This window comes from Glaciecola punicea, from assembly GCF_001756615.1.
GTDB lineage: Bacteria > Pseudomonadota > Gammaproteobacteria > Enterobacterales > Alteromonadaceae > Glaciecola > Glaciecola punicea.
Genome location: NZ_LZXY01000009.1, coordinates 1 through 22614, shown reverse-complemented (window position 1 = coordinate 22614; position 22614 = coordinate 1). Strand labels below are relative to the sequence as shown.

Here is a 22614-nt window from a genome sequence, read left to right as displayed (position 1 = left end):
AATAGTCGGTGTTACATACAAAACTACTATATAAACAAAGTTTACTTAAATAACACCAGATTTTCATCAAAAACCGCTATTTTAGTGAAAAAGACTTTTATCATCCATGTTAATTTTTCGATATTTACTACGTGAAACCTTCAAATCACAATTAGCTGTGTTTTTTATACTAATGTCGATTTTCATTACCTTACGCTTTGTGCGCATATTAGGGGACGCCACCGACGGTAACGTACCAGCCGACCTAGTCCTTGGCTTTATTACACTTTATAGCCCAGTACTGGCCTCTTTAGTACTACCTTTAAGCCTCTTCTTAGGCATTATGCTAGCGCATGGTCGTCTTTATGTAGACAGCGAAATGACTGTGCTGCGCGCCTGTGGCATAAGCGAATGGTACGTTGTGCGGGTTACATTATTCGCCGCTTTGTTACTCGCAATAGTCACTGCAATCGTTACCCTATATTTAACACCTTTGGCATTAGAACAAGAGTACCAACTGCAAGAGGAAGCCGCCGCAAAGTCTGGCCTAGCAGCTATTATTCCCGGTAGGTTTCAAGAAACGGGGGAAGATAACGCTATTATTTTTGTGCACGACTTAGACAGCTCGAATCAGAGCTTACTCAAAGTCTTTGTGGCTCAGCCTGGCAAAAATGAAGACGATATTCATCTGATCTATTCACAAAGCGGTCGTATTGCGCAAGGCCCATTGGGCGGTCAACAACTTGTGCTAGAAAAAGGCATGCAGTATGAAGGAACTACAACGGCCAACGACTACCAAATTGTACAGTTTGACGAATACGCCGTAACGATTGAACAACCCAACACCCAAGAAGAAAGGCGCAAAATGGTGGCTATTCCCACCTTAGAACTCATACAAATTGAAACCATAGAAGCAAAAGCTGAACTTCAGTGGCGTTTAGCAATTCCTTTGTCGCTGCCGTTTTTAGTGCTAATTGCCGTGCCATTAAGCGCAGTCGATCCGCGCCAGGGCCGTTTTGGTAAAATGCTCCCCGCGCTGCTGCTATACTTAGGCTACTTCTTACTTTTACTCGCCAGCAGAAGGGTTATGGAAGACGGCAAATTACCGAGCTACATTGGCCTATGGTGGGTGCACGTAGTCATGTTAGTGGTGGGCACGGTACTTATTGCTAGGGAGCGCAAAACAGGAGCGTTTATTCGCCAGCTATTTCTGGGCAAAAAGAAGGTAAGCTCATAATGTTTAAGCTCATCGATTTATATATTGCGCGCACACTTTTCAGTTCTATCGCAGTAACCCTTTCGGTACTTATTGGCTTAAGCGCATTAATCAAATTTGTTGAACAACTCCGTAGAGTCGGACAAGGCGACTATGACATGACGCTTGCAGGGCTTTATGTGTTACTGAGTTTACCGCGTGAAATTGAATTATTCTTACCCATGGCCACGCTGCTTGGTGCATTAGTTGGCATGGGCTTGTTAGCGCAAAGCAGCGAACTGGTGGTTATGCAGGCGGCGGGCTTGTCGCGCACAAAAATCACGGTAAGCGCAATGAAATCTATCGTACTTATTATTATTGCGATTATGGCACTAGGTGAGTTTGTAACGCCTGCCAGTGAGTCTAAAGCTAAACAGATAAGAACCCAAGCGCTTTCTGGAGGCAGCCTGCTGTCGTCAGACTCCCTAACGTGGGCAAAGGATGGCAACGACTTTGTCAGTATTGAGCAAGTGCTCGAACGTGATGCTCTGCGGGGCGTGAATATTTACAAATTCGATGATAATTTGCACTTAGTCAAAATAATCAGTGCAGGACAAGCTACATACACACAAGAAAGCTGGCTGTTATCCGATGTTAAGCAAGTAACGTTTACACCACAGCGTATTCAAAATAACCAAATGCAAAGCTTTCAGTGGAATAGCTCTATCACACCCGAAAAATTAGGCATAGTGGCCATCAAACCCGAGGCTTTGTCTATTGTTGGTTTAAATGAATATATAGATTATTTACAAAATAATGGACAAGATTCAGCACGCTACGAACTGGCGCTGTGGCGCAAAATACTCCAGCCTGTATCAGTAGCCGTTATGCTATTGCTGGCAATGTCATTTATATTTGGACCCTTGCGCTCTGTTACCATGGGCGCGCGAACCGGTATGGGCGTGTTAGCGGGCTTCGGATTTTTTGTCAGCAACGAGATGTTTGGTCAAGTGGCGCTGGTGTTCCAAATTCAACCGGCAATAGGTGCGGTATTGCCTAGTTTACTGTTTGCCGCTGTGGCAGTATTTTTACTGCGAAGGTGACGCTTATTGGCTCTGATTTTGTTTTAGTTAACAACACTACCAATTTTTATGATCGTTCTGAGCGGTGGTCAACACAAGCATTTGTGTACCTGCTATCCTGTCTTGCAAAGACTGCTTAGACTTAAAATCAACAAGTACAAGCAACGTACCTAAGCCACCTAAAGAAGTAATCAGTCTTATTATTAAGCGGCCGTAGCCTATAGATGTGCCCTCCTTTACGCTATAAATGCGCAAGCGCCATGCGCGCATACCCAGTGTTTGCCCACCATTCTTCCAAAACCATAGGAAAAAGCCCGCAACCCACAAGCTTACCCAAACTTGAATGATTAATGAATAATAAAATGAGGACTGTATGAGTACACTTACGTGCTCATTACCTTGCTTAGACAGTAATCCTGTTTCAAACAGCACTGTCAAAATTGTAATAATAGCCAGCGCCGATAGCATGCCCACAGCAACGGCGATAAGCGTGTCGTAAATCATTGCAGCGAGGCGTCTAAAAAACCCGGCTCTTTGTAAATCAGGTGTGTCCATATAGGTAAATGCTAAATGATAATTGTTAACTACCCTTATATTATCACCCTTGTTACGACTTAGGATGAAATTATTACTAGGTGCACCATTTTTATGGTCATTGGTGTAAATAAGACTTGATACCATAAACGATATAGCTATACTCCTTACCTCCTCAATAGAGGTATACCAATACAAGAAAAACCCTCAATGCCAGAGTGGCGAAATTGGTAGACGCAGCGGATTCAAAATCCGCCGGTAGTAATACTGTGCCGGTTCAAGTCCGGCCTCTGGTACCACGCTCCCATTCCGTCTCGTTCATTAAGCATAAAAACCCAACAAAAACAACTACTTAACTCAAAACCACGTTCGCTAAGGTTCGTTAACGCTTGTTAATGGTCACTTTAAAAAGTTACATTATTAGTTACACAGAATGAAAACCCGAAAAGTTGTGTAACTTTTTTAATAATGTGAGTGTAACTAATGGCAATCAAAGACGACCTACTTAACTCGATGCAGGTGACCACAGCAAAGGCTAAAGATAACGAGTACACCCTGAGAGACGGTAACGGCTTATTCTTGCGTATACGTCCATCTGGCACTAAGCAATGGATATTCAATTACAAACACCCTGACACGAAAAAACAAAATAATCTAAGTTATGGCTCATATCCCGATGTTAAATTGAAGCAAGCACGAGCTTTAGCAGAAGAAGACCGCGCATTACTCAAGCAAGGCATAAACCCAAAGTTACACAAAGACATGAGAGCATTACAGCGCAAACAAAACGCAATGATGACTTTTAAGGCGGTAACATTAGACTGGTTAGCACTAGAAAAGGCTAAATTAGCCGCTTCTACTTATAAGAAGAACTCGCGGTACTTTGAAAAAGACATATTCCCCGAAATCGGTAACTACCCCATTAAAGAGATAACCGCGCCTCTTGGCATTGAAGTAATCAAGCGCATAAGCGGCCGAGGCAGTTACGAGATTGCTAGGAAATCAGCCAGAGCAATGAACAGCGTAATGACGTATGCGCTGAATACTGGACTGATACCGTTCAACCCGTTAACAGGCATCAAAACCACGATACCCAAAATTGAGGTAGTAAACCGCCCTACTTTATTGGTTGAACAAATAACCGAGCTAATGCAAACGCTGCACTATTCATCTGCAAAGCTGGTTACTCGCGTCTTAATAGAGTTTCAACTGCACACAATGACAAGGCCAAGAGAGGCAGCAGAGGCTAAATGGTCTGAGCTTGATTTAGATAACATGCTTTGGACAATACCAGCCGAACGGATGAAAATGAACAAAGAACATAAAATACCGTTAACGCCTCAAGTTATTAAGCTAATCGAAACGGTGCGCCCTATTAGTGGACACAGGGAATATGTTTTTGTGTCACATATAAACCCTAAAAAATCTGTGAACGCTCAAACAGCTAACAAGGCCTTACGTGATATGGGCTTTACTGGTCGTCTAGTCGCACATGGCTTGAGAGCATTAGCCAGTACTACACTGAATGAACAGGGCTTTGATGACGACATTATAGAAGCCGCGCTGGCACATCAAGACACCAACAAGATACGCAAAGCATACAATAGAGCGCAGTACCTAGAGAGGCGCAGAGTATTGATGGAATGGTGGAGCAATCACATAGAGCAAGCCGCTACTGGCAATATGAGCTTGGCTAATAGTAGAAAAGGTTTACGACTTGTTAATGAATAGGCTATTTAAAGAGGTAAACATTATGGCTGATTTAAAAAAAGTAGATGAAGAATACAACGCGGTATTAGGAAAATATTTACCCATAGTTGATAAGTTTTTAAACGCAAAAAACAAATCGAAAAGTTTAAAAGCAGATGATGTTATTAGCACTTTAATTAATGATGGTTTTTTTATTTATGACGAATATAAAGCAGGCAAGTCGAAAGACCCCAGCTTAGTTATTGAAAGCTTATTTAAAGCACTTCAGGCGGCCACTTATGAAGCTGAAAGAAATGAAAACGGCCTAGTCATTATGGAAGAAAAAGAACGCAACAAAAAAGCGGTGCTATTGGTAAGAGAGCGAAAACATAAATCAACTGGCGGTAGAAGAGGCAGATTTAATGAAGCAAAAGAGCCTGAGATTTTAAAGTGCTTCGAAGAATACGATAAATTAAAAAGAGTAAAGGGAAATAAACTAGAAACTATGGCTTCAAATTTTGACATACCTATTGAGACGTTTAAGGTCTATAGAGCGAATTATTTAAAAAGCAAAGGAAAGACAATATATAAAGAGTGAATCTGAAAAAGGCATATTGAAAATTGCCAACAATAGTTACATTGTGATAGGTTAAAGCATCTTGCGTAATAATAACTAAATTATTTGAACTATTAAGACAATTGAGTATGGTCAAACATGACATGCCTTTTTTATAAGTAGGTTTGCCTTAAGTTAAATGCAAATTACAATTTCTCTCTGCACTCCTTGGGAACACATCATTATAAAAAATATACAAGGATATTTTATTTTGACAAATATTCGAATCAATAATACTTGCGCTAATTTCACCACCCGCTCCAGCATTGATAACGCTTCAAAATCTTTTAAGCTTTTTTTAGTCTGTCTAGCAATTCTGTCACTTAGTGCTTGCGGCGGAGGCGACAGTGAGACAGAGACTACACAGCTGCCAGTCGTCACTCCGCCTGCGAATCAAAGCCCAACGGCAAGTGCAGGCGCCGCTCAGGATGTTGATGAAAATACGAACGTCACAGTTAACGGTTCAGCCAGTGATGCTGATGGCTCTATAAGTTCTTACTCATGGGCACAAACAGCGGGAACTAATGTCAATTTAACCGGCGAGAACACCGCAGACTTAAGTTTTACAGCCCCTTTAATAACGGCACAAGAAACGCTTACATTTCAACTAACCGTAACTGATGACGATGGCGCAAGCAGCAGTGACTCTGTCAACATTACCGTCCTTGTTACTCCGCCTGCGAATCAAAGCCCAACGGTAAGTGCAGGCGCCGCTCAGGATGTTGATGAAAATACGAACGTCACAGTTAACGGTTCAGCCAGTGATGCTGATGGCTCTATAAGTTCTTACTCATGGGCACAAACAGCGGGAACTAATGTCAATTTAACCGGCGAGAACACCGCAGACTTAAGTTTTACAGCCCCTTTAATAACGGCACAAGAAACGCTTACATTTCAACTAACCGTAACTGATGACGATGGCGCAAGCAGCAGTGACTCTGTCAACATTACCGTTCTTAATACTTTAAATGATGCGCCTGTTGCAGAAAGCCTCACAACCACTTCTAATTTTTCAACACCGTATGTTCAATTAAACTTACTCGCAAATGACCCAAATAATGATACCGTTAGTTATGTGCTTGACTCTGAATTTTCAGGGGCTGGTTATAAGCAGGCCTTTATTCAAGATGGTGTTCTCTATTTGACTTTGACCGGCAGTGATGAGTCCCAAGCTACGTTAAGTTATCGCGCTACCGATGGTCAGCTATTTAGTGAGCCTGCTGTCATTACTATTGTCTTTGAAAATATAGAAGAAAATGGCGCAGGTGCAACACCCGTATCAGCCAGTGATTATGCGCAATTGCAGGTGGCTAGTTTTGACAGTACCACATTTACCAATAGTGACAGGCAAGCTAATCAAACCCCCACACGAATCGATCTATCTGGTTTATTCCCAGTAGTAGGGAATCAAGGAAAACAAAGCAGCTGCGTAGGTTGGGCTCTTGGGTATGCAATAAAGTCATACCATGAAAGAGTAGAATATCAATGGGATTATACTCCCGAGACTACCTTCAGTCCGGCTTGGATTTACAACCAGATTAATAATGGTCAAGATAAGGGTTCAGACCCAATTGCTGCCATTAACTTGCTTATTTCACAAGGGGCAGCAACACTAAGCGCGATGCCATATAATCCCAATGACTTTCAGACTCAACCAAGTGCGTTTGCTACATCGCAAGCGCAAAGTTATAAGGTAAGTAAAGCGGCCAGGGTTGGCGTCCAAGACGCAAAAGACGCGCTGTCAAATCAAGTGCCGGTTTTCGCGGTAATAACCCTCTACGAATCATTTCGTTCGCTCTCTTCAGCCGGTGAAAATGCGGTTTATAATACCTTTAGTGGCGCTATCACGGGCCGCCACGCGGTAGTACTAGTTGGTTTTGATGATAATAAGTTTGGTGGTGCATTCAAGGTTATGAATTCTTGGGGGCCTAGCTGGGGCGACGATGGTTTTTTCTGGCTCCCTTACTCAAATATTACTGATGTTGTCACTATTGCAGTGATACTCTTTGACGATTCCCAAGGGGACGTGCCCGAGGTTTCTATTAACGTGCCAGTTCAGACAGATAGGCCCAATTTAGTCGTGCAAGAATGGAATATTGTTTATGATCCTGTTTCTGGTGGTAGCGGCGAACTCTATTACACCGTTTTAAACTCTGGCGCCAGCACTGCACCAGAAGGTGTCGATGTTGCGTTTATTTTATCAGACGACCCAACCTTTTCTAGCCGCGGTAGTCTCGTTGCTTTTGAAGAAGTGCCATTTGCCTTAGAAAGCGGTAGTTCTGCTTTTCGTGATGAGACCAATTCTTTCCCGTTCACTTTGCCCGAGGGATTAGAGACCGGCTCATACTATCTTGCAATGGTAGTAGACGCCGTTAATAAAGTAGATGAAAGTATTGAGAGTGACAATATTACGTTTGCCAGTGATGCGGTCCAATTAAAGGGCTCTAATTTGCCAGACTTAGCAATAGACAGTTGGTTTATTCAGCCAATTGAAAACAATCAAGCTACGTTCGAGTATCGTGTTACTAATATTGGTGCAGGAGACATCGATATTACTGGCTGGGATGTTAGCATTGTCCTGCATGATCAGTTAGATTTTCAAGGCCAGAATTTTTTCCCTTTCACTGAGCCAGTTAGCTTTGGTTTGCAGTCAGGCAATAGTGTATTTAGAAACGAGAATAATCAGGCAGTATTCGATGTGACAAAGGATTTTGAAGGTAATGCTCTGCCTGCGGGCGAGTATTTTGTGTCCGTCGCTGTTGATACAATTGTTATAGTAGATGAGGCTAGTGAGAGTAACAATTTCTCAACCGCTTTCGAAACTTATACTATAGATTCGACCCGTCAGGCAAGTGCCAGCACAGCAAATAAAAGCAAGAATAATAAGGCATTTTTTAATGGACAAAAAATTGATAACGGCCTTGTGTTAAGCAAGAAAGTTACGATTAGTAACAAGGATGGTATCGCTAGAATTGTGTCTGTTGTTGACGTAAATAAAAATCAAAAGACTGACGTTGAAGGAGATATTACTAGAAAAAATCAGGGTCAGGGTCCTACTTTTCGCGAACCATTAAGAATTGGGGAAGCCAAAAAACTTCCTCGTAAGCAACTGGAATCTAGCAATAATAAAATCAGCCCCATTGAACAACGGATTAAGATGCCGAAAATTCAATAATAGAAGGTTGTCAAAATCCCGTTTAGGGGTTCTGGGGAATGTGTATACCTAACACTATGCAAACGTAAAAAAGTGAGTATAAAAATGAAAACTAGATTTAGAGTATAAGATGAATTAACACTATACCCTGATCTTCCTTACAGCCGTCTGTCAAGATGGAACGATGCTAGCTAAAGGGAGTTTGAGGTAACTTTCGTGAAATCAGGGCCGTTAATTTCTCATATTAACAGTCCATTGCTAATGAAACCTGCGGAGTCGTTTACAACCGCCCCTACCATTAAATTTTCTATTGCTTAGAGTTGTGTCGAGTGGATAGCCTATGCTCCGAAATCAAAGTCGCATTGGGTATTGAAATCATTTACAGGCTCTCATAACCACGTGTATTAGCACATGGTTAATTTGCATAATATTTGCATTTAAGAACTGAAACAAACGAAAGCAGCTATTGCACAGTGAATAATTGCCCTATTTGTTGAAATATGTGGATTATTGCAGGGTGAAAATATATAGGAGCCATGGATTATAATCGTGCGAAAAAGTGACAACTACTTGCCATCTCGACCCTATGAAAAATGTGCTTACAATCCTTTATCAGTCATTAACAACTGATACAGGTAGCAAAAATGAAAAACAACAAAACATCTATACTAATTCGACGCCCCGAATGTTTAGCTTTAACAGCTAGATCAAAATCAGCACTTCAACACGACATCAAACAGGGCTTGTTCTGCCCGCCTATAGCAATCGGTGAGAGAGCTGTGGCGTTTATTCGCCATGAAGTGGAAACCATTATTCAAGCGCGTATTGAACAGCAGTTACCTGACCAAATTAAAATATTAGTAAAAAAACTAATAAAGAACCGCTCGGCTAACATGGGAGCGCAAAGCCAATGAGCGCCATTCGAATACTACGTAAAACCGAAGTGATTAAAGTTACTGGTTTAAGTAATACGACTATTTTTGAACGCGCAAGAAATGGCGCTTTTCCGCCAGTCATATCATTAGGCGGTAGAGCAGTCGGTTATATAGCGCATGAAGTAAACGCGTTGCTATTAGCCTATTCAGCTAACTATACTGATGAAGAAATCAAACAACTGATCAAGCTTATGCTTGAGCAGCGCAAACAAAACGCCAGCGCCTTTATGACTTCCCTAACGTCTAACGATGGGGGCGCTTAATTATGACAATCAATCAATTTATATCAGGTTATGGCAAGTTTCACACCAATAACCCACTGAAGCGCGGCAAGCCTTATTTTAGTGAAACGCTGCCGATTATCAGCCTAGACGAAATAGAGGGAATGTTATCCAATCCGCAACAGGTGGACAAGGAAAAAGCCCGCTGGATTGTTTTCTCGAACTTACAAAGCCGCGAACATAAAACCCAACGCGAAAGCGGCCTGTATGGCGCCCTATGGTGTGATATTGACGAAACAGCCTTACCTGTTAATGAACTATCAGAAAGGCTAGAAACAATCACTGGCGGCTGTTTAGCGTATGTTTACACCAGCAAGAGCAGCACTCCAGGAAAGCCAAAGTATAGGGGCATTATTCCGCTGGCTGAAAGCTTAACAGGCCACGAATATATAGTTTACCAGTCTATTTTAAGCGATAAGTTAACAGCCTTAAACATAACGCCCGACAAGGCAGCAGAGAGAGCCGCACAGCCCTGTTATTTGCCTAACAAAGGCGATGATTACCACTATAGAATAATTAGCGGTGAAGGTGAACTGCTGACGCCTGAAGCATGGCGTTATGAATATGGTGTAAAGCTTCAGCAGCTCGCAGCAAAAGAAAAAGCGCAGGCAGCTAGACGACAACAGGCAGAGATAAAGAGGGAAGCTTTAGCCGCTCAAGGGTTAAGCGTATTTGAGGCGGTGAACAGGTCTTATACTATAAACCTATGTTTAAGAACATACGATTATCAAGCCAATGGTACGCGATGGTTAAGCCCTCTAAGCCAATCAGGAGCCGCGGCAGTTATCATAAAGAACAATAAATGGATCTCACACCATGGAAGCGACATAAACGCAGGCATTGGACAAGTCGCAGAGGATGGCAATAGTTGCTTTGGAGACGCGTTCGACTTAATGGTTTTCTATGAGTATGGCAACGACCGCACAGCAGCGCTCAAGTCATTAGGCGACCGCATAACGACCAACAGCGGGCAAACAATCAACGAAGCCAATCAGCAAGCTTACGCAACGCAAAAAGGAGATGAAGACACGCTGCAAATGTTTACTAAAACGGCAGCAAGTGAACCGTTTTATAAGCCTAAATTAGATTTAGCGATGTATTCGCTCAAAGGCCAATCAAAAGAAATGGAAGCTCAAATGTTAGAAGATAAGTTTGTATTAGGTGAATTTGCGCTATTAGGACAAGCAACGGCATTTTACGCCCAGCCTAACGCAGGTAAAACCCTTATGACATTGTGGCTATTGATCCAAGCCATTAAAGAAAACAACATAAAAAGCGAGGATGTTTATTACATTAATGCTGATGATAATCACAAGGGACTGGTAACAAAGCTTAAACTAGCTGAAGCCAACAATTTTCACATGCTGGCACCCTCTTATAACGGCTTTGTCGCCAATGACTTTTTGCTGATGATTAGAACGCTCATCAATGAGCAATCAGCGAGGGGTAAAATAATCATACTTGATACACTTAAAAAGTTTACTGATGTAATGGACAAAAAGACAGGTACTGAGTTCGGCAAGGTCGTACGTGAGTTTATCTCAAATGGCGGTACCGTTATCATGTTAGCACATGTAAATAAGCACAGAGATTCAGACGGCAAGCTTATTTATTCAGGTACCAGTGATATTGTCGATGATGCCGATTGCGCCTATACGCTCGATACAGGCGACCCCGATCAAGCGGGGCGAAAGGTGGTGACGTTTGAGAACTTTAAATCAAGGGGCGATGTTACTGCGAAAAAATCATACAGCTACCTTATTCAAACTGGTTTGACGTATAACGAGATATTAGAATCAATTGAACAGGTAGACGATGCCAACGCAGCAAAAGCAATCCTACAAAAACAAGTAAATGACAAGCTGGAAAAGAATGAGATTATTATCCAGTCGATTACGGATTTTATTAAAAGTGGCGTTATAACTAAAACCGAATTAGTAGAGGAAGTACGAAATAACACAGGTGAAAGCCTCAAAAAGGTACACGCAGTATTAAGAGACCATGACGGCAAGGACTATATTAGAGGCGACAGGTGGCGAGAGACGAAAGGCGATAAGAATACTCGCGTTTATATGCTGACCACGTTCTTTTGCTCAAGTGATGAAGTCAACGAGTACAAACAAGCCAAAGGAAGATAAACATTTTTTAAGGGTTTATTGCAATAACTGGTAAACCCTTATTTTTTTATAAAAACACGCGATTACCCCACCCACTGTAAAACATACAAAATGTAGCCGTAAATGGTTAAAATATTTGCTTCAAGCTATGAGATAAGTTATAAATTAGAAAAACACAGGAAATAGTCTTAGTGAAATCTACAAGCATTATAATAGCAATATCAGCCATTTTTATTTTGGGTTCAATTACGGGGTGTGCGAGTAAATCCACTGACATTCCTGCAACCTATGTATCACCTAATGAATATGCAAGTTTTAGTTGCCTGACATTAGAGAATGAGTTGAGTGATCTTTCTCGTAGAGTTGCGACAATTACTGGACAAGTTGACAGTGAAGCATCAGGTGACGCATGGCAAATGGGCGTTGGATTAGTTCTGTTTTGGCCTTCCTTATTTTTTTTAGAGGGTGGTGATGGGAACTTACAAAATGAATATGCTCTACTGAAAGGGAAGTACGAAGCAGTCAATACACAGCACAAAAGAAAAAATTGTGCTGATGAAGGTCAAACACCAGAAATTAATGGCTAAATAGACTAAAAGGTTTCGAGAGCACTTGCTTAATAGCAGGTGCTTTTTTATGTCTAAATTTAAATCGTCCCGAATTACTATATGATCAAGGCCTACTTAATTAGTGGGCTTTTTAATACCCACCCACTGTAAAACATACAAAATATATAAAATTAGAAAAGTTAGGCGAGCGGGTACCCTTAGCCACTCATTCTTATTGTCTTATTGGTACCCTTGCTGCCATAACTAGACAGGCTGGAACCCGCATGTAGCCTTAATTTCGTTAACTTTGTTAATTCTTTAACTTCTTATATTTATTATACTTTTTATACTTCTCAAAGGGTACCCACTATAAGTAAGTGGATTGGCTAAAAAGGTGTTTGATACCAGATAAATATTATGGATTGTTGATCTTCCCTGTAATGTGACTATCAATGCTGGCTGATTAAAAAGTGTCCGCACAGGTCAACACGCCTTAGTTACTTTATAAAGAAAACATAAACCAAGCTTACAATTAATATTGCACCAATTACCCATGAAGCTAGTAGCAAATTTGTTTTAATTTTTAACTCGCTTTCGTCACCAATATGAGAAAATAGATCAGGGTTCTTGAGCACCACAAAATTCTATTCCCTAGCATCTGTAGGCTAATACCAAACCAATCTATTACAGATGATCCACTTCTCTATGCAAGTGAAGCTGCGGCTTACTCTAAACAAACATACAGCATTTTGTTAAATGTATAACTACCTATTGAGTACATAGCTAATTGAATAATTAGTGACTTTAGTTATTTCTATGGAGACACCCTCTAGCTTTAGAGTCTTTTCTGCTGGGTCAAATAAAAATTCGACGGTACTAGGTGGTAACTGAGTAACTGTTGTTTGTGGTTTTTCATAATGCCTAATCGTAGAGTTTGTGTTTGCAGATCCATATGCAGAGTTACCAACAACTGTAGCATTAGCTGTAGTATTTGAATTAACTGTTGTGGAGCTAGAACCATACCTACTCATGGTCGTTTCGTTAGTCTCTATATCTATGTCAGTTAGCCTGAAAAGAATAATTCCATCTCGGTTTAAGCCCATAAAGCGTAACTCGGTGTATCCTGCACCTACTTTACCTCCAAAAATATCAGCTTTGCCAAAGACATTTTTTAGATCACGTTTCTTAGTAACGCGATAAAGCTCATTTCCAATTGAAGTTGTTTTCTCAACACCAACTTGTGTTGAATAGGACTCATGTGTTTGTATTGTTGCGCTGCAACCTGAGAGTATAAAAAACATAGCTACTATTGTGAAATACTTCATGATATCCCCTTATATATTGAACGGTAAATTAAACCGAAGTCGAGTTAGAAACATTTGATTCTATCAAAAACCATCTTGACATTCAGGTAGGTAGTTTTAGCATTTCATAAATTTAACTGTTTGAAAAGAAAAATCTATATTTGATATTTTATGAACAAACGAAGCCATGTATTAAGCTACAGACTCAACGTCACTGTCCATATGGGTGGTTTAAAAAATTATAACCTTTTAGTAAGATTTATTGCTGTGTAAAACCAATTGCTAAGTGATTGAAATGTATTGACATGGTCTAATTGATTCGGACTCACCGGTTAGGAGATAATACTTAAAACCGGAGTGCATTATGAATGCTAGAAAGAAATATTCAGAAGAATTTACGTTAGACGCCATCAGTTTAGTGGTGGAGCAACAATACACGAGAGCTGAAGCAGCGCGAAGTCTGGAAATAAATCCAAATCTGATAACTCGCGGGATAAAAGAAAACGAACAAGATAATAATGGTCAGGCGTTTCGAGGAAATGGCAAGTAAACGCCCGAGCAAGAAGACATCCGCAAGTTAAAGGCAAAGGTTCGCCAGCTTGAAATGGCTTTGCATAGGAGAACTTTCAAGCGCTAAGAAATCAGTTCACCGTGTTATCTAACTGTATTGTGCACAAAGGAAAATCTGATCGAATTGTTTAGTGTAGGCATGAATAATAATTTGGGTAGTAGAGGATGCCTGAGCATTATGGAATTTAGATAAAATCCTCTTGAAGCAATAACGAATAACATTTATTCTAAAAACAAGTTTTGAGGAATGATTTCTTAATTAAGGAGGCTAGTATATGTTCAATTTTTTTAAAAGCAGAAGAGATAAGAAAATAAAAAAACAATCAGAATATGCTTTAAAAGAGATATGGGGCATTCTTTGCGACTGGGAGTTGCAGTCAGGCATGGAAAATGAAAACATCCCACAACAACTTATAGACGGCTCTCATCAACCAAAGACAGTTTTGGAGGTATTTGACGAGTACTGTGACACGCAAGATTTTGCAGGACGTGGATTTGCGCCTTCAGTATCCGCCAATCAAGATGATACTAGTTTTGAGGCTTATTTCTTTCCATTATTTATTGTTATGTCAATGACACTGTCAAGAGATAAAGCTGGATATTATGTTTTTTCTCGAAAAGATAAAGACCAAGCTAATTCAAAATTAAATACTGTATTTTTGGAAATGATTTCACTCGCTAATCCTGAAGAAGTCATATTCGGTATTAGGAAATGTATGATTAATACAAAAAGACGTGCTAACAATTAGGGTGTTTAACCTAAACCTTTATTGATTAGAGTTCTTATAAAGCTTCAAAATTAAAATTGATAAAGGTAAGCTGCTTTTCTATTTCTGAAGTAATTTCTTTGCTCGCATGATTCACGAGTGGTGATTTGCGAACGTCATCAATAAGCGTGTCCAAAGAGGATGTAACAGCCTCGGGTTCTTCCCTAATTTTTTTAACTCTTTGATAGCAAATTCAGACTTACTTTCCAAAGTCATTGGCTTATGAGAGCCAGTTTCCATTTTGATAAAACTTTCGTCCTTTAAAAATATTATAAATTGATTATTACACCATTGGATAAGTTTTAACTCTGAGTTTGCTTTAGCTTCGTCGACGCTTTTAATGGATTCAATAAGCTCAATATCCATATTTATCTCTTCAAATTCAGAAACAACAAAATCCATATTTTTACTGTCAGTGTCTATATTTAATGACTCGTCATGTGTAACAACAATATAATTTTTGTCTCTTAAAATCACTGCAAAGCTATTGTCCATATTGTCTATATTCCTATTAATGGTTAAATCAATTCATGACGATACAAGATTAAGACAACAAATACACTAACCTTTTATTCGCCTGTTTTTCGTACTAAAGATTATGTTATAATATAACGAATGACTAAAAGCGGAGTAAATTATCATGGCAGCAAACAAATCGAACGGCATAAGCGGTGACGTTAGGCATTTAATAAACGATGCCGTACAGACAGAACTGGCTAATCTAGCGGCTACGTTAAACGATGTAAAAGAGCCAATTGATAAACTCAACTTTTTAGCTAAATTGCTGCCCTATGTATGCTCACCTATTAAGCCGCTGGCAAGTAGAGGCGCTCGGATAGAACTTGGCGAAGAAGAATTTTAGTTTTGCGGAGTAAAACACTGTGCCAAAAGGTGACCATAGCGGAAGAACACAAACCAGAGCTTACACCCACGAGTACCAGCGCATCTATGCCAAAGCTTTTAAGCCGCTATTAACCGAGCCTTTAGGCAGTTACACCCTGACAGGTACAAATCTATTCGCTACGCATAAAACATTACAACTAAAAGAACTAAACGGCCAGCGTTTCGCTCAATTCACGATTAACGACAAGCCTCACCTTGTAGGCTTATCGCTTGATAACAGCAGCGCAAGCAATAAGCTATATATCACTTGCCCTAAATGTTCAAAACAGCGCCAGAGCCTTTACGCGATCAAACAGGGCTACTATTGCCGCGAGTGTATCGGTTTACATTATTCTAGCCAGTCTGAACGGCTAAAGCATAGACGCATAAGACGTATACGCAAATTAAGAAAGTCGTTATACGGTTGCGATCATCCTGACATTAATAATTTAGTTGTGAATATAGTCTATTGGCAGAAGCCACCTTACATAAGATGGGATACGTTCGAAGCAAAGCGTAATATAATACTGAAACTAGAGCGCGAATGCTGGGGCGCATTTAACCCTCAAGAAACCTATCAAAACTTAACATTCAAATAGAAAAAATGCTGGGAGTGTTCAGCCTTGAGAACTTATCAAAACTTAGTATTCAAAACAATAGCGCGAATGCAAAAAGTTACACATACGGTTACACAAATCAGACAACAAAAACACCTACTCTATATAAATCAATAATTTATAGCACCAATTCAGTACTGGCCTCCTACCATTGCTGTTGTTTTCAACGGTAAGACTCCTCAAACCGTTCACATCGCATAACTCAGGATCAAAAAAAATACCTAGCTCTCTCGGCGAAACCACTGCGCAATGGCGAACGCTGGCATCCGTTATGGTGCAAGCCAGCATGGCAGTCGCAGGCTGCAACGGTTGTTCTGAGCTTAATGCCGGCTACATCTATACACCTTGATCTAAAGAGTTTTGTTTCACAAGTGATTCTGATTCCCTTGCCTTACATGATTTTGTTGACAATTTTATTTCAATCGAATTTCACATATACTGTGCACTCATACTAATTAAGACGAGGCTATGATGACACAAGATCATCGACATGAATCCATATTGACACTTCTAAAGCAAAGAGGCTCAGTGACAATTGAAGAATTAGTTGATTACTTCAAAGTTACTCCACAGACCGTCAGGCGTGATTTGTCTCATTTATCTGAACGTCAAAAATTAAGGCGCCATCACGGTGGCGCCGGGCCTATATCCAGTATAGAAAATACCTCTTATCAAACAAGGAAAATCATGGATCTTGAGGCAAAAGAAAAAATAGCGGCGCATGTCATTAAGATGATCCCAAACGGTTCTTCTTTGTTTATTAATATCGGAACAACCACCGAAACGATCGCTAGAGCCTTGCTCAATCATGAAAATTTGCAGGTTGTTACTAACAATTTGAATGTCGCTGCTATCTTGGGTGTCAAAAAAGACTTCTCAGTGTTAATCGCAGGAGGAGAAGTGCGTTCTCGTGACGGAGGCGTTATCGGTGAAGCCACTGAGGAATTTATTAATCAATTTCGGATGGATTTTGGAATTATTGGTATTAGTGGTATTGAAGATAATGGTTCTTTGTTGGACTTTGATTTTCGTGAAGTAAAAGTTGCTCAAGCAATTATTAAAAATTCTAGAAGAGTATTGCTCGCCGCTGACAATTCGAAATTTGGCCGCTATGCCATGGTACGCCTCGGCAATATCGATCAGGCACATGATGTGATAACTGACAGTATGCCACCAAAGAGCATTCAAACAATTCTAAACAACCATGATGTTAAACTACATATCGTATAGATAACTGCAAACCATCTAGTTTTAATCAATTAGGTCACTTGCCAATTATTTTCTTTTTATGTTCGAAAATGTTTGCAAGTATTCGTTAATGAGTGTTATTTTACTAAATAGAACATGCGAAAACAATCTAAAACAAATCTTTAGCATTATTTGGTCCTTTTTTATGAGATTAAAAAGCATCAGCCACATCTTCTAATAGTCCAAGACCAGTAATCGACGAGGTTAGATATCTATGATTTTAAGAGAAACCAATATAAAAAAATTATCGGCCGAAGTATTTGATGTGCTGGTAATAGGCGCAGGCATAAATGGTGCCGTTTCTGCCGCCTCTTTATCTAGAAAAGGGGCAAGCGTAGCGATGATAGATAAAGGTGATTTTGCCGGCCATACCTCTTCTAATTCGTCCAATCTTGCATGGGGCGGTATTAAGTACCTTGAAAACCACGAATATTTTTTGGTTAACAAACTGTGCAAAAGCCGTAATCATTTAATGCGTAGCTACCCTTCTACAGTACAAGAAATTCGCTTCTTAACCACATTACAAAAAGGCTTTCGTTTTCCTGCATGGTTCGTATTCATGGGCACTTGTATGTATTGGATAATGGGCAGGTTTTTCACGCAAATGCCGATCCTTTTATCAGCAAAAAAAATAAGAGAGGCCGAACCAGCCATCAATATATCAAATGCGCAGGGAGGATTTGAATATTCGGATGCGTTTTTACATGATAATGACGCTCGTTTTGTTTTTAATTTTGTGCGCAGTTCGATGGACAATGGTGCTATTGTGACTAACTACGTTGGTGCACTCGGTAGCGAAAAGGTAGATGGTATTTGGCAGACACAAGCTATCGACGGGCAGTCGGGTAAAGTATTTACCATACAATCAAAGGCGATCATTAATGCCTGCGGACCTATGGTTGACAAGTATAATGATGAAATTAAGCAACAAACGGAACACAGCCATTTGTATTCGAAGGGCGTGCATCTAATTGTTGATAAGCTCACAAAAGTGGATAAAGTATTAGCTTTTTTTGCATCTGACGGTCGTTTATTTTTTGTTATCCCAATGGGACAGAAAACCTGCATAGGCACCACCGATAATCAAGTTGAAAACCCAATGACGTCGGTAACTGAAGAAGACCGAGACTTCATTCTTGATAACGTAAACGCACTGCTAAATTTACCAAAGCCATTAACCCGCGATGATATTATTTCTGAGCGTTGGGGTGTGCGTCCATTAGCAGTGAAAGGCGCAGGTGGCACTGCTGACTGGGTTGCATTGTCTCGAAAGCATGCGGTAGATGTGAACAAAGAAGACAAGTACTTGAGTATTTTTGGTGGCAAGTTGACCGACTGTATAAATGTAGGCGAGGAAGTTGCTGATCTTGTTGAAGATTTAGGTATTTCACTGCCGTATAAAGACGCGATTTGGTATGGTGAATCTTCGCTTGAGATTAAAAAGGAATTTGAGTATAGAGCAGGGTTGATTGGTCTAGACGATATGACGCCAAGCTATAGTTCCGAAAAGCTCACCGTAAGACTGTGGCGACGTTATGACATTCATGCACTACAAATATTAGACGAGATTCAGCGTGACCCAAGCCAAGCTGAGCAATTAATGCGTAACGCAGAGTACTTGCGAGCTGAGGTGCACTATGCAGCAAGAAGAGAAATGATCACAAACCTTGAAGACTTTTTACGTCGTCGCTCTAAGATTGAAATGGTGTTAAGGAAAACTGAAATTATCAACACACAGGGGATTATCGAAGCATGCCAAATTTTATTTGGTGACCAAGCAGAACAGAAACGTAAAGAGTATGTTGATAAAGTGCTGCAAGACTATCCTGATGCACCCGTGGCACAGCCAAGAGCTATATCATAGAATACTTAAGTAGGCTCATGCTCACCCTAAGGTAAACAATAAGCTATAGACGCCAACTAGTTGGTATCCGATATCTTTTCTACTTCCCAAGCACATTTTTTTTGTAACGCTTGGTCAGTTTAGCAAGCCTTATCCTATCTTGAATTAGACTAAACAATGCAGAAGCATTTTGTTTAGGCACTTTGGACCTGCCCAATCTTTGCAATTGGCGTCTTACTAGTGCCATTGTGGCGAGTGCTGCAAGTGTTTTATTTTTCCAATCCACCTTGGGCGTAAACCCAAGCGCTTCGGCATTAGTTTTCCATATTCTGACTAAATCAGGTTTATATGCCATTGCACTGGCAATACCCACTAAATCGATGTGTTCGTTTCTTACTTGATTTGCAACAGCCAAACGTTTAATACCGCCCGTGGTCATTATTTTAAGTGTTGTCTGTAGCGCTATAGATTTAGCAAATTCCAGAAAATATGCTTCACGCGCTAGTGTACGATCATCGGCGCTACGCCCTTGCATTGCAGGCGCCTCGTAGCTTCCGCCCGATAACTCAACAAAGTCAACGTCCATTTTTTCTAGTTGCTGAACCACAAGTATTGCGTCGGTAATATCAAATCCACCGCGTTGAAAGTCGGCAGAATTAAGCTTTACAGAAATGGAAAAGCGAGTAGACACTGCTTTTTTAACACTACACACTATTTCGATCAATAAGCGAGAGCGATTTACGATTTTGCCGCCCCATTTGTCTTGTCGTTTATTAACCAACGGGCTTAAAAATTGAGATAATAGGTAACCGTGAGCTGCATGGATTTGAACACCATCAAAGCCCGCCTCTTCGGCTTTTTTAGCGGTAATGGCAAAGCGTGATATAACATCTTGAATGTCAGTCTCACTCATTGTTTCTGGCTGAGAAAACATAGAGGAGTGTTTACCTAATTCAAGCGGTGTGCTTGAAGGCGCAATTGTTTTACCCCCTAAGCTTCTGTAGGTCTGTCGACCAGGATGGTTAATTTGCATGATTATTTTCACACCATGCTTTTTGCTTAATTTCGCCCATTCTGTAAATGGTGCTAGCTCACTATTTGCATGTAAAGCGATGCCGCCGGGTCCTGTCATGGCTTGGGGGTCCACCATAACATTGCCGGTTATGATTGCGCCCATTTCGCCCTTAGCCCATGCAGTGTATAAATTAAAAATATCACTGCCAGGTTGCTGCACTTCGTTTGCCATATTTTCTTCCATGGCGGCTTTAATCAATCTATTGTGTAAAAATAAGCCAGATGTCAAAACGATAGGTTCAAATACATCCATTTAAAAAACCTCTATGCCTGCAAACTAAGAGAGTAACCAGAATATTTACGCATATTAATGACTCTGTCTTCATCAAGTAAAAGATACTGACCTTTAATACCTAATAAGGTTGCTTCAAATATAGGTTCTTTATCTAAATTTATTGATTTAATTTTAACTGGGTAATGATTAACCGGATAATTGATTTCAACTGGCTTAGGTTCTAACGCTTGAACAGCTTGAAGGCCATATTTATCTTGAATTGCTTGCAAGGGTTTTTGGATGAGAATATGCACTTTTTCCTGCATCGTCACAAGATCTAAGGTGTCGGGCTGACCTTTTAGCATGGTTCGCCAATTAGTTTTATCACCTATGTGCTTAGCTATTTCTATTTCAACTAAACCGCTTAGTAAGCGCTCTTTTACTCTAAATATTGCCATCGCTTGAGAAGCCCCCTGGTCTATCCATCTCGACGACACCCCCTTGCTTACATGCCTCGTTATGCCTACTTTAATTTGACCTGTGTTGGCTAGATATACAAAGTGATCTTGCAGGCAGTTCTCCTCGCCCCATTTAGGTTCTCGGCAGGTGCCTTGTTCATAGTGACATTTTTCTGGTTTTATAATACAGGAATCACATCGTGCTAAACGAGTCAGGCAAACATAACAGTATCCTTGACTAAAGCTCTTTTTAGTCTTCCTATTACAATGAATACAGTTAATTTCACCGCTGTATTGGACTGCAATTTCGTGACCAATTAGCGCGTTCATGTTTACCTGTGAATCACCCACAGGAAGTTGATATTGTGCATTGTTGTCACCATCTACCGAAACATGCATTTTGGCGATTTGGCCAGACCATTCATTGGGCATTTAGAAACCTATATTTTGTATTTACGGATGCTAGAAAAATTTTAGTAATATAGATTAGCTATTGCTTTTAGCACACCTATCTTTTGGAGATTATAGCATCTAATGACTCTAAATTAATAAATCAAGAGCTCCTTGTAAGTATAAAACCTGAATAAAACGAAGATGAATGCTAACGTGGTTTTTATCTAGTTTTAATATGAGCTTAGTCTCGCATGAAGAACAGCTTTAGTTGAGAATGTGAACGACTTGAGTATAATCCTTGGTAGGTCTACTTACTTAACAGAATAATATGAAAATTTGTGGCATAGAAATTAAAGGCACTGAAGCGGTAATTTGTTTACTCAGTTATCAAGATGGTTTGTTCACCATACCTGACTGCAGAGTGCGCAAAGTTGATTTTAGCAAAGAGAATAAAACCTCTGATATTCGCTACTTTCAAAGCACATTTGCAAAACTTACGGAAGACTACAAAATTAATAAAGTTATTATTAAAGAGAGGCCGCTGAAGGGGAAATTTGCAGGTGGTGGTTTAGGCTTCAAAATGGAATCAGCAATTCAATTAATTTCATCACTGAACGTTGAATTAATGTCTGCTACTGCATTAAAAGAATCGTTAAAACGTAATCCGGTAACTGTTTCTTTTGGTGAAACGGGGCTTAAGATTTTTCAGCAAAATGCTTTTGAGATTGCTTACGCTGCGCATATGAATGAGGTGTATGGTAGTGGAGAATAATACGTACTAAGTGCAGATTTTTAATGACCGCGCACCATGCAGATTTTTAGTGACCGCTCTTGTCACTGAAAATACTGCGCGACCGTTGGTAGGTTTAACAGCGGGGACGGTGGGACATCCTTGATCCCTTTTTGCTTCCATAGCCTCATCAAATTTAAGCGGCGTGTTTTTGACCAAGGTTGATGTTGCTACATGGTATCTTTCTACATTGTCTCTTTCTCACAGGCACAAAAAAAGCCCGTTCGCAACCAAGCAACGGGCGTTTTGTTGTCTTTCTTCAAGACGAATAGGAGTCTGGCGATGTGCTACTCTCACATGGGAACCCGACACTACCATCGCCGC

General features: G+C 40.3%; 20 protein-coding genes, 1 tRNA gene and 1 pseudogene. 17 read left to right on the top strand and 5 right to left on the bottom strand.

Features of this window, described 5'->3' with window-relative positions; all coding sequences use genetic code 11:
• Positions 1-106: 106 nt before the first annotated feature.
• Together lptF and lptG are read left to right on the top strand one after the other, a co-directional pair.
• Entirely contained in the window at positions 107-1216 is a 1110-nt protein-coding gene (gene lptF / locus BAE46_RS10955) for an LPS export ABC transporter permease LptF (protein ID WP_006003066.1), read from the top strand.
• On the top strand, positions 1216-2277 hold the full coding sequence (gene lptG, locus BAE46_RS10950; protein ID WP_006003067.1) for an LPS export ABC transporter permease LptG: 1062 nt from the start codon (positions 1216-1218) through the stop codon (positions 2275-2277). Before lptF ends, lptG begins: the two co-directional genes overlap by 1 nt.
• A 36-nt stretch (positions 2278-2313) precedes the next feature.
• On the opposite strand, the gene BAE46_RS10945 is transcribed toward lptG, so the two are convergent.
• Positions 2314-2811: an RDD family protein gene (locus BAE46_RS10945; RefSeq protein WP_040520090.1), complete on the bottom strand. Its 498-nt coding sequence runs from the start codon at positions 2809-2811 to the stop codon at positions 2314-2316.
• Positions 2812-3002: 191 nt separating this feature from the next.
• On the opposite strand from BAE46_RS10945, the gene BAE46_RS10940 reads away from it, so the two are divergent.
• The 8 genes from BAE46_RS10940 (at position 3003) to BAE46_RS10905 (ending at position 12169) form a co-directional block, all read left to right on the top strand.
• Positions 3003-3089 (top strand) — tRNA-Leu (locus tag BAE46_RS10940).
• 184 nt (positions 3090-3273) lie between these two features.
• Complete coding sequence (locus tag BAE46_RS10935; protein WP_006003071.1) at positions 3274-4521, top strand: tyrosine-type recombinase/integrase; 1248 nt, start codon at positions 3274-3276, stop codon at positions 4519-4521.
• Between the two features lie 22 nt (positions 4522-4543).
• Positions 4544-5077, top strand: a complete 534-nt coding sequence (locus BAE46_RS10930; RefSeq protein ID WP_006003073.1) for a hypothetical protein — start codon at positions 4544-4546, stop codon at positions 5075-5077.
• 229 nt (positions 5078-5306) lie between these two features.
• Positions 5307-8270 carry a C1 family peptidase gene (locus BAE46_RS10925; RefSeq protein WP_070112813.1) on the top strand — a complete coding sequence of 988 codons (2964 nt, stop codon included), beginning with the start codon at positions 5307-5309 and terminating at the stop codon, positions 8268-8270.
• Between the two features lie 623 nt (positions 8271-8893).
• Entirely contained in the window at positions 8894-9163 is a 270-nt protein-coding gene (locus tag BAE46_RS10920; RefSeq protein WP_040520914.1) for a helix-turn-helix transcriptional regulator, read from the top strand.
• Positions 9160-9447 carry a helix-turn-helix transcriptional regulator gene (locus tag BAE46_RS10915; protein WP_006006255.1) on the top strand — a complete coding sequence of 96 codons (288 nt, stop codon included), beginning with the start codon at positions 9160-9162 and terminating at the stop codon, positions 9445-9447. The genes BAE46_RS10920 and BAE46_RS10915 overlap by 4 nt, the downstream gene beginning before the upstream one ends.
• Before the next feature lie 2 nt (positions 9448-9449).
• The gene (locus BAE46_RS10910; protein ID WP_006006254.1) at positions 9450-11603 is read left to right on the top strand and encodes a P-loop NTPase family protein; all 2154 of its coding nucleotides are present in this window, start codon (positions 9450-9452) and stop codon (positions 11601-11603) included.
• A 170-nt stretch (positions 11604-11773) separates the two neighbouring features.
• Positions 11774-12169, top strand: coding sequence for a hypothetical protein (locus tag BAE46_RS10905; protein WP_070112811.1), 396 nt, complete (start codon positions 11774-11776; stop codon positions 12167-12169).
• 725 nt (positions 12170-12894) lie between these two features.
• Here the strand turns inward: BAE46_RS10905 and BAE46_RS10900 are convergent.
• The gene (locus BAE46_RS10900) at positions 12895-13455 is read right to left on the bottom strand and encodes a hypothetical protein (RefSeq protein ID WP_070112809.1); all 561 of its coding nucleotides are present in this window, start codon (positions 13453-13455) and stop codon (positions 12895-12897) included.
• Positions 13456-13798: 343 nt separating this feature from the next.
• Here BAE46_RS10900 and BAE46_RS10895 point away from each other — a divergent pair.
• Together BAE46_RS10895 and BAE46_RS10890 are read left to right on the top strand one after the other, a co-directional pair.
• A pseudogene (locus tag BAE46_RS10895) lies at positions 13799-13981 on the top strand (transposase); the annotation flags it as partial.
• A gap of 298 nt (positions 13982-14279) precedes the next feature.
• Positions 14280-14753 (top strand): hypothetical protein, encoded by a 474-nt coding sequence (locus tag BAE46_RS10890; protein ID WP_070112807.1) that lies wholly within the window; start codon positions 14280-14282, stop codon positions 14751-14753.
• A gap of 111 nt (positions 14754-14864) precedes the next feature.
• Here BAE46_RS10890 and BAE46_RS10885 read toward each other — a convergent pair whose 3' ends face one another.
• Positions 14865-15266, bottom strand: coding sequence for a hypothetical protein (locus BAE46_RS10885; RefSeq protein ID WP_070112805.1), 402 nt, complete (start codon positions 15264-15266; stop codon positions 14865-14867).
• Between the two features lie 145 nt (positions 15267-15411).
• Between BAE46_RS10885 and BAE46_RS10880 the strand changes: the two genes are divergently transcribed.
• The 4 genes from BAE46_RS10880 (at position 15412) to BAE46_RS10865 (ending at position 19382) form a co-directional block, all read left to right on the top strand.
• Positions 15412-15633, top strand: a complete 222-nt coding sequence (locus BAE46_RS10880; RefSeq protein ID WP_070112803.1) for a hypothetical protein — start codon at positions 15412-15414, stop codon at positions 15631-15633.
• A 19-nt stretch (positions 15634-15652) separates the two neighbouring features.
• Positions 15653-16252, top strand: coding sequence for a hypothetical protein (locus BAE46_RS10875; protein WP_070112801.1), 600 nt, complete (start codon positions 15653-15655; stop codon positions 16250-16252).
• 489 nt (positions 16253-16741) lie between these two features.
• Complete coding sequence (locus tag BAE46_RS10870; protein ID WP_040520915.1) at positions 16742-17500, top strand: DeoR/GlpR family transcriptional regulator; 759 nt, start codon at positions 16742-16744, stop codon at positions 17498-17500.
• A 232-nt stretch (positions 17501-17732) separates the two neighbouring features.
• Positions 17733-19382, top strand: a complete 1650-nt coding sequence (locus tag BAE46_RS10865; protein WP_006006241.1) for a glycerol-3-phosphate dehydrogenase/oxidase — start codon at positions 17733-17735, stop codon at positions 19380-19382.
• A 79-nt stretch (positions 19383-19461) separates the two neighbouring features.
• On the opposite strand, the gene BAE46_RS10860 is transcribed toward BAE46_RS10865, so the two are convergent.
• Both BAE46_RS10860 and BAE46_RS10855 read right to left on the bottom strand, forming a co-directional pair.
• A complete protein-coding gene (locus BAE46_RS10860; protein ID WP_006006240.1) occupies positions 19462-20688 on the bottom strand; it encodes an NADH:flavin oxidoreductase/NADH oxidase family protein in 1227 nt (408 codons plus the stop codon).
• Between the two features lie 11 nt (positions 20689-20699).
• Positions 20700-21539, bottom strand: a complete 840-nt coding sequence (locus BAE46_RS10855) for a DUF2797 domain-containing protein (protein ID WP_070112799.1) — start codon at positions 21537-21539, stop codon at positions 20700-20702.
• 289 nt (positions 21540-21828) lie between these two features.
• Here BAE46_RS10855 and BAE46_RS10850 point away from each other — a divergent pair, with 289 nt between their 5' ends.
• The gene (locus BAE46_RS10850; RefSeq protein ID WP_070112797.1) at positions 21829-22272 is read left to right on the top strand and encodes a DUF3010 family protein; all 444 of its coding nucleotides are present in this window, start codon (positions 21829-21831) and stop codon (positions 22270-22272) included.
• The last annotated feature ends 342 nt before the right edge of the window (positions 22273-22614 follow it).

Bases quoted from the DNA above. Each gene is read 5' to 3' on its own strand.
- lptF (WP_006003066.1), top strand. From the start codon at position 107: ATGTTAATTTTTCGATATTTACTACGTGAAACCTTCAAATCACAATTA.
- lptG (WP_006003067.1), top strand. From the start codon at position 1,216: ATGTTTAAGCTCATCGATTTATATATTGCGCGCACACTTTTCAGTTCT.
- BAE46_RS10945 (WP_040520090.1), bottom strand. From the start codon at position 2,811: ATGGACACACCTGATTTACAAAGAGCCGGGTTTTTTAGACGCCTCGCT.
- BAE46_RS10935 (WP_006003071.1), top strand. From the start codon at position 3,274: ATGGCAATCAAAGACGACCTACTTAACTCGATGCAGGTGACCACAGCA.
- BAE46_RS10930 (WP_006003073.1), top strand. From the start codon at position 4,544: ATGGCTGATTTAAAAAAAGTAGATGAAGAATACAACGCGGTATTAGGA.
- BAE46_RS10920 (WP_040520914.1), top strand. From the start codon at position 8,894: ATGAAAAACAACAAAACATCTATACTAATTCGACGCCCCGAATGTTTA.
- BAE46_RS10915 (WP_006006255.1), top strand. From the start codon at position 9,160: ATGAGCGCCATTCGAATACTACGTAAAACCGAAGTGATTAAAGTTACT.
- BAE46_RS10910 (WP_006006254.1), top strand. From the start codon at position 9,450: ATGACAATCAATCAATTTATATCAGGTTATGGCAAGTTTCACACCAAT.
- BAE46_RS10900 (WP_070112809.1), bottom strand. From the start codon at position 13,455: ATGAAGTATTTCACAATAGTAGCTATGTTTTTTATACTCTCAGGTTGC.
- BAE46_RS10890 (WP_070112807.1), top strand. From the start codon at position 14,280: ATGTTCAATTTTTTTAAAAGCAGAAGAGATAAGAAAATAAAAAAACAA.
- BAE46_RS10885 (WP_070112805.1), bottom strand. From the start codon at position 15,266: ATGGACAATAGCTTTGCAGTGATTTTAAGAGACAAAAATTATATTGTT.
- BAE46_RS10880 (WP_070112803.1), top strand. From the start codon at position 15,412: ATGGCAGCAAACAAATCGAACGGCATAAGCGGTGACGTTAGGCATTTA.
- BAE46_RS10870 (WP_040520915.1), top strand. From the start codon at position 16,742: ATGACACAAGATCATCGACATGAATCCATATTGACACTTCTAAAGCAA.
- BAE46_RS10865 (WP_006006241.1), top strand. From the start codon at position 17,733: ATGATTTTAAGAGAAACCAATATAAAAAAATTATCGGCCGAAGTATTT.
- BAE46_RS10860 (WP_006006240.1), bottom strand. From the start codon at position 20,688: ATGGATGTATTTGAACCTATCGTTTTGACATCTGGCTTATTTTTACAC.
- BAE46_RS10855 (WP_070112799.1), bottom strand. From the start codon at position 21,539: ATGCCCAATGAATGGTCTGGCCAAATCGCCAAAATGCATGTTTCGGTA.
- BAE46_RS10850 (WP_070112797.1), top strand. From the start codon at position 21,829: ATGAAAATTTGTGGCATAGAAATTAAAGGCACTGAAGCGGTAATTTGT.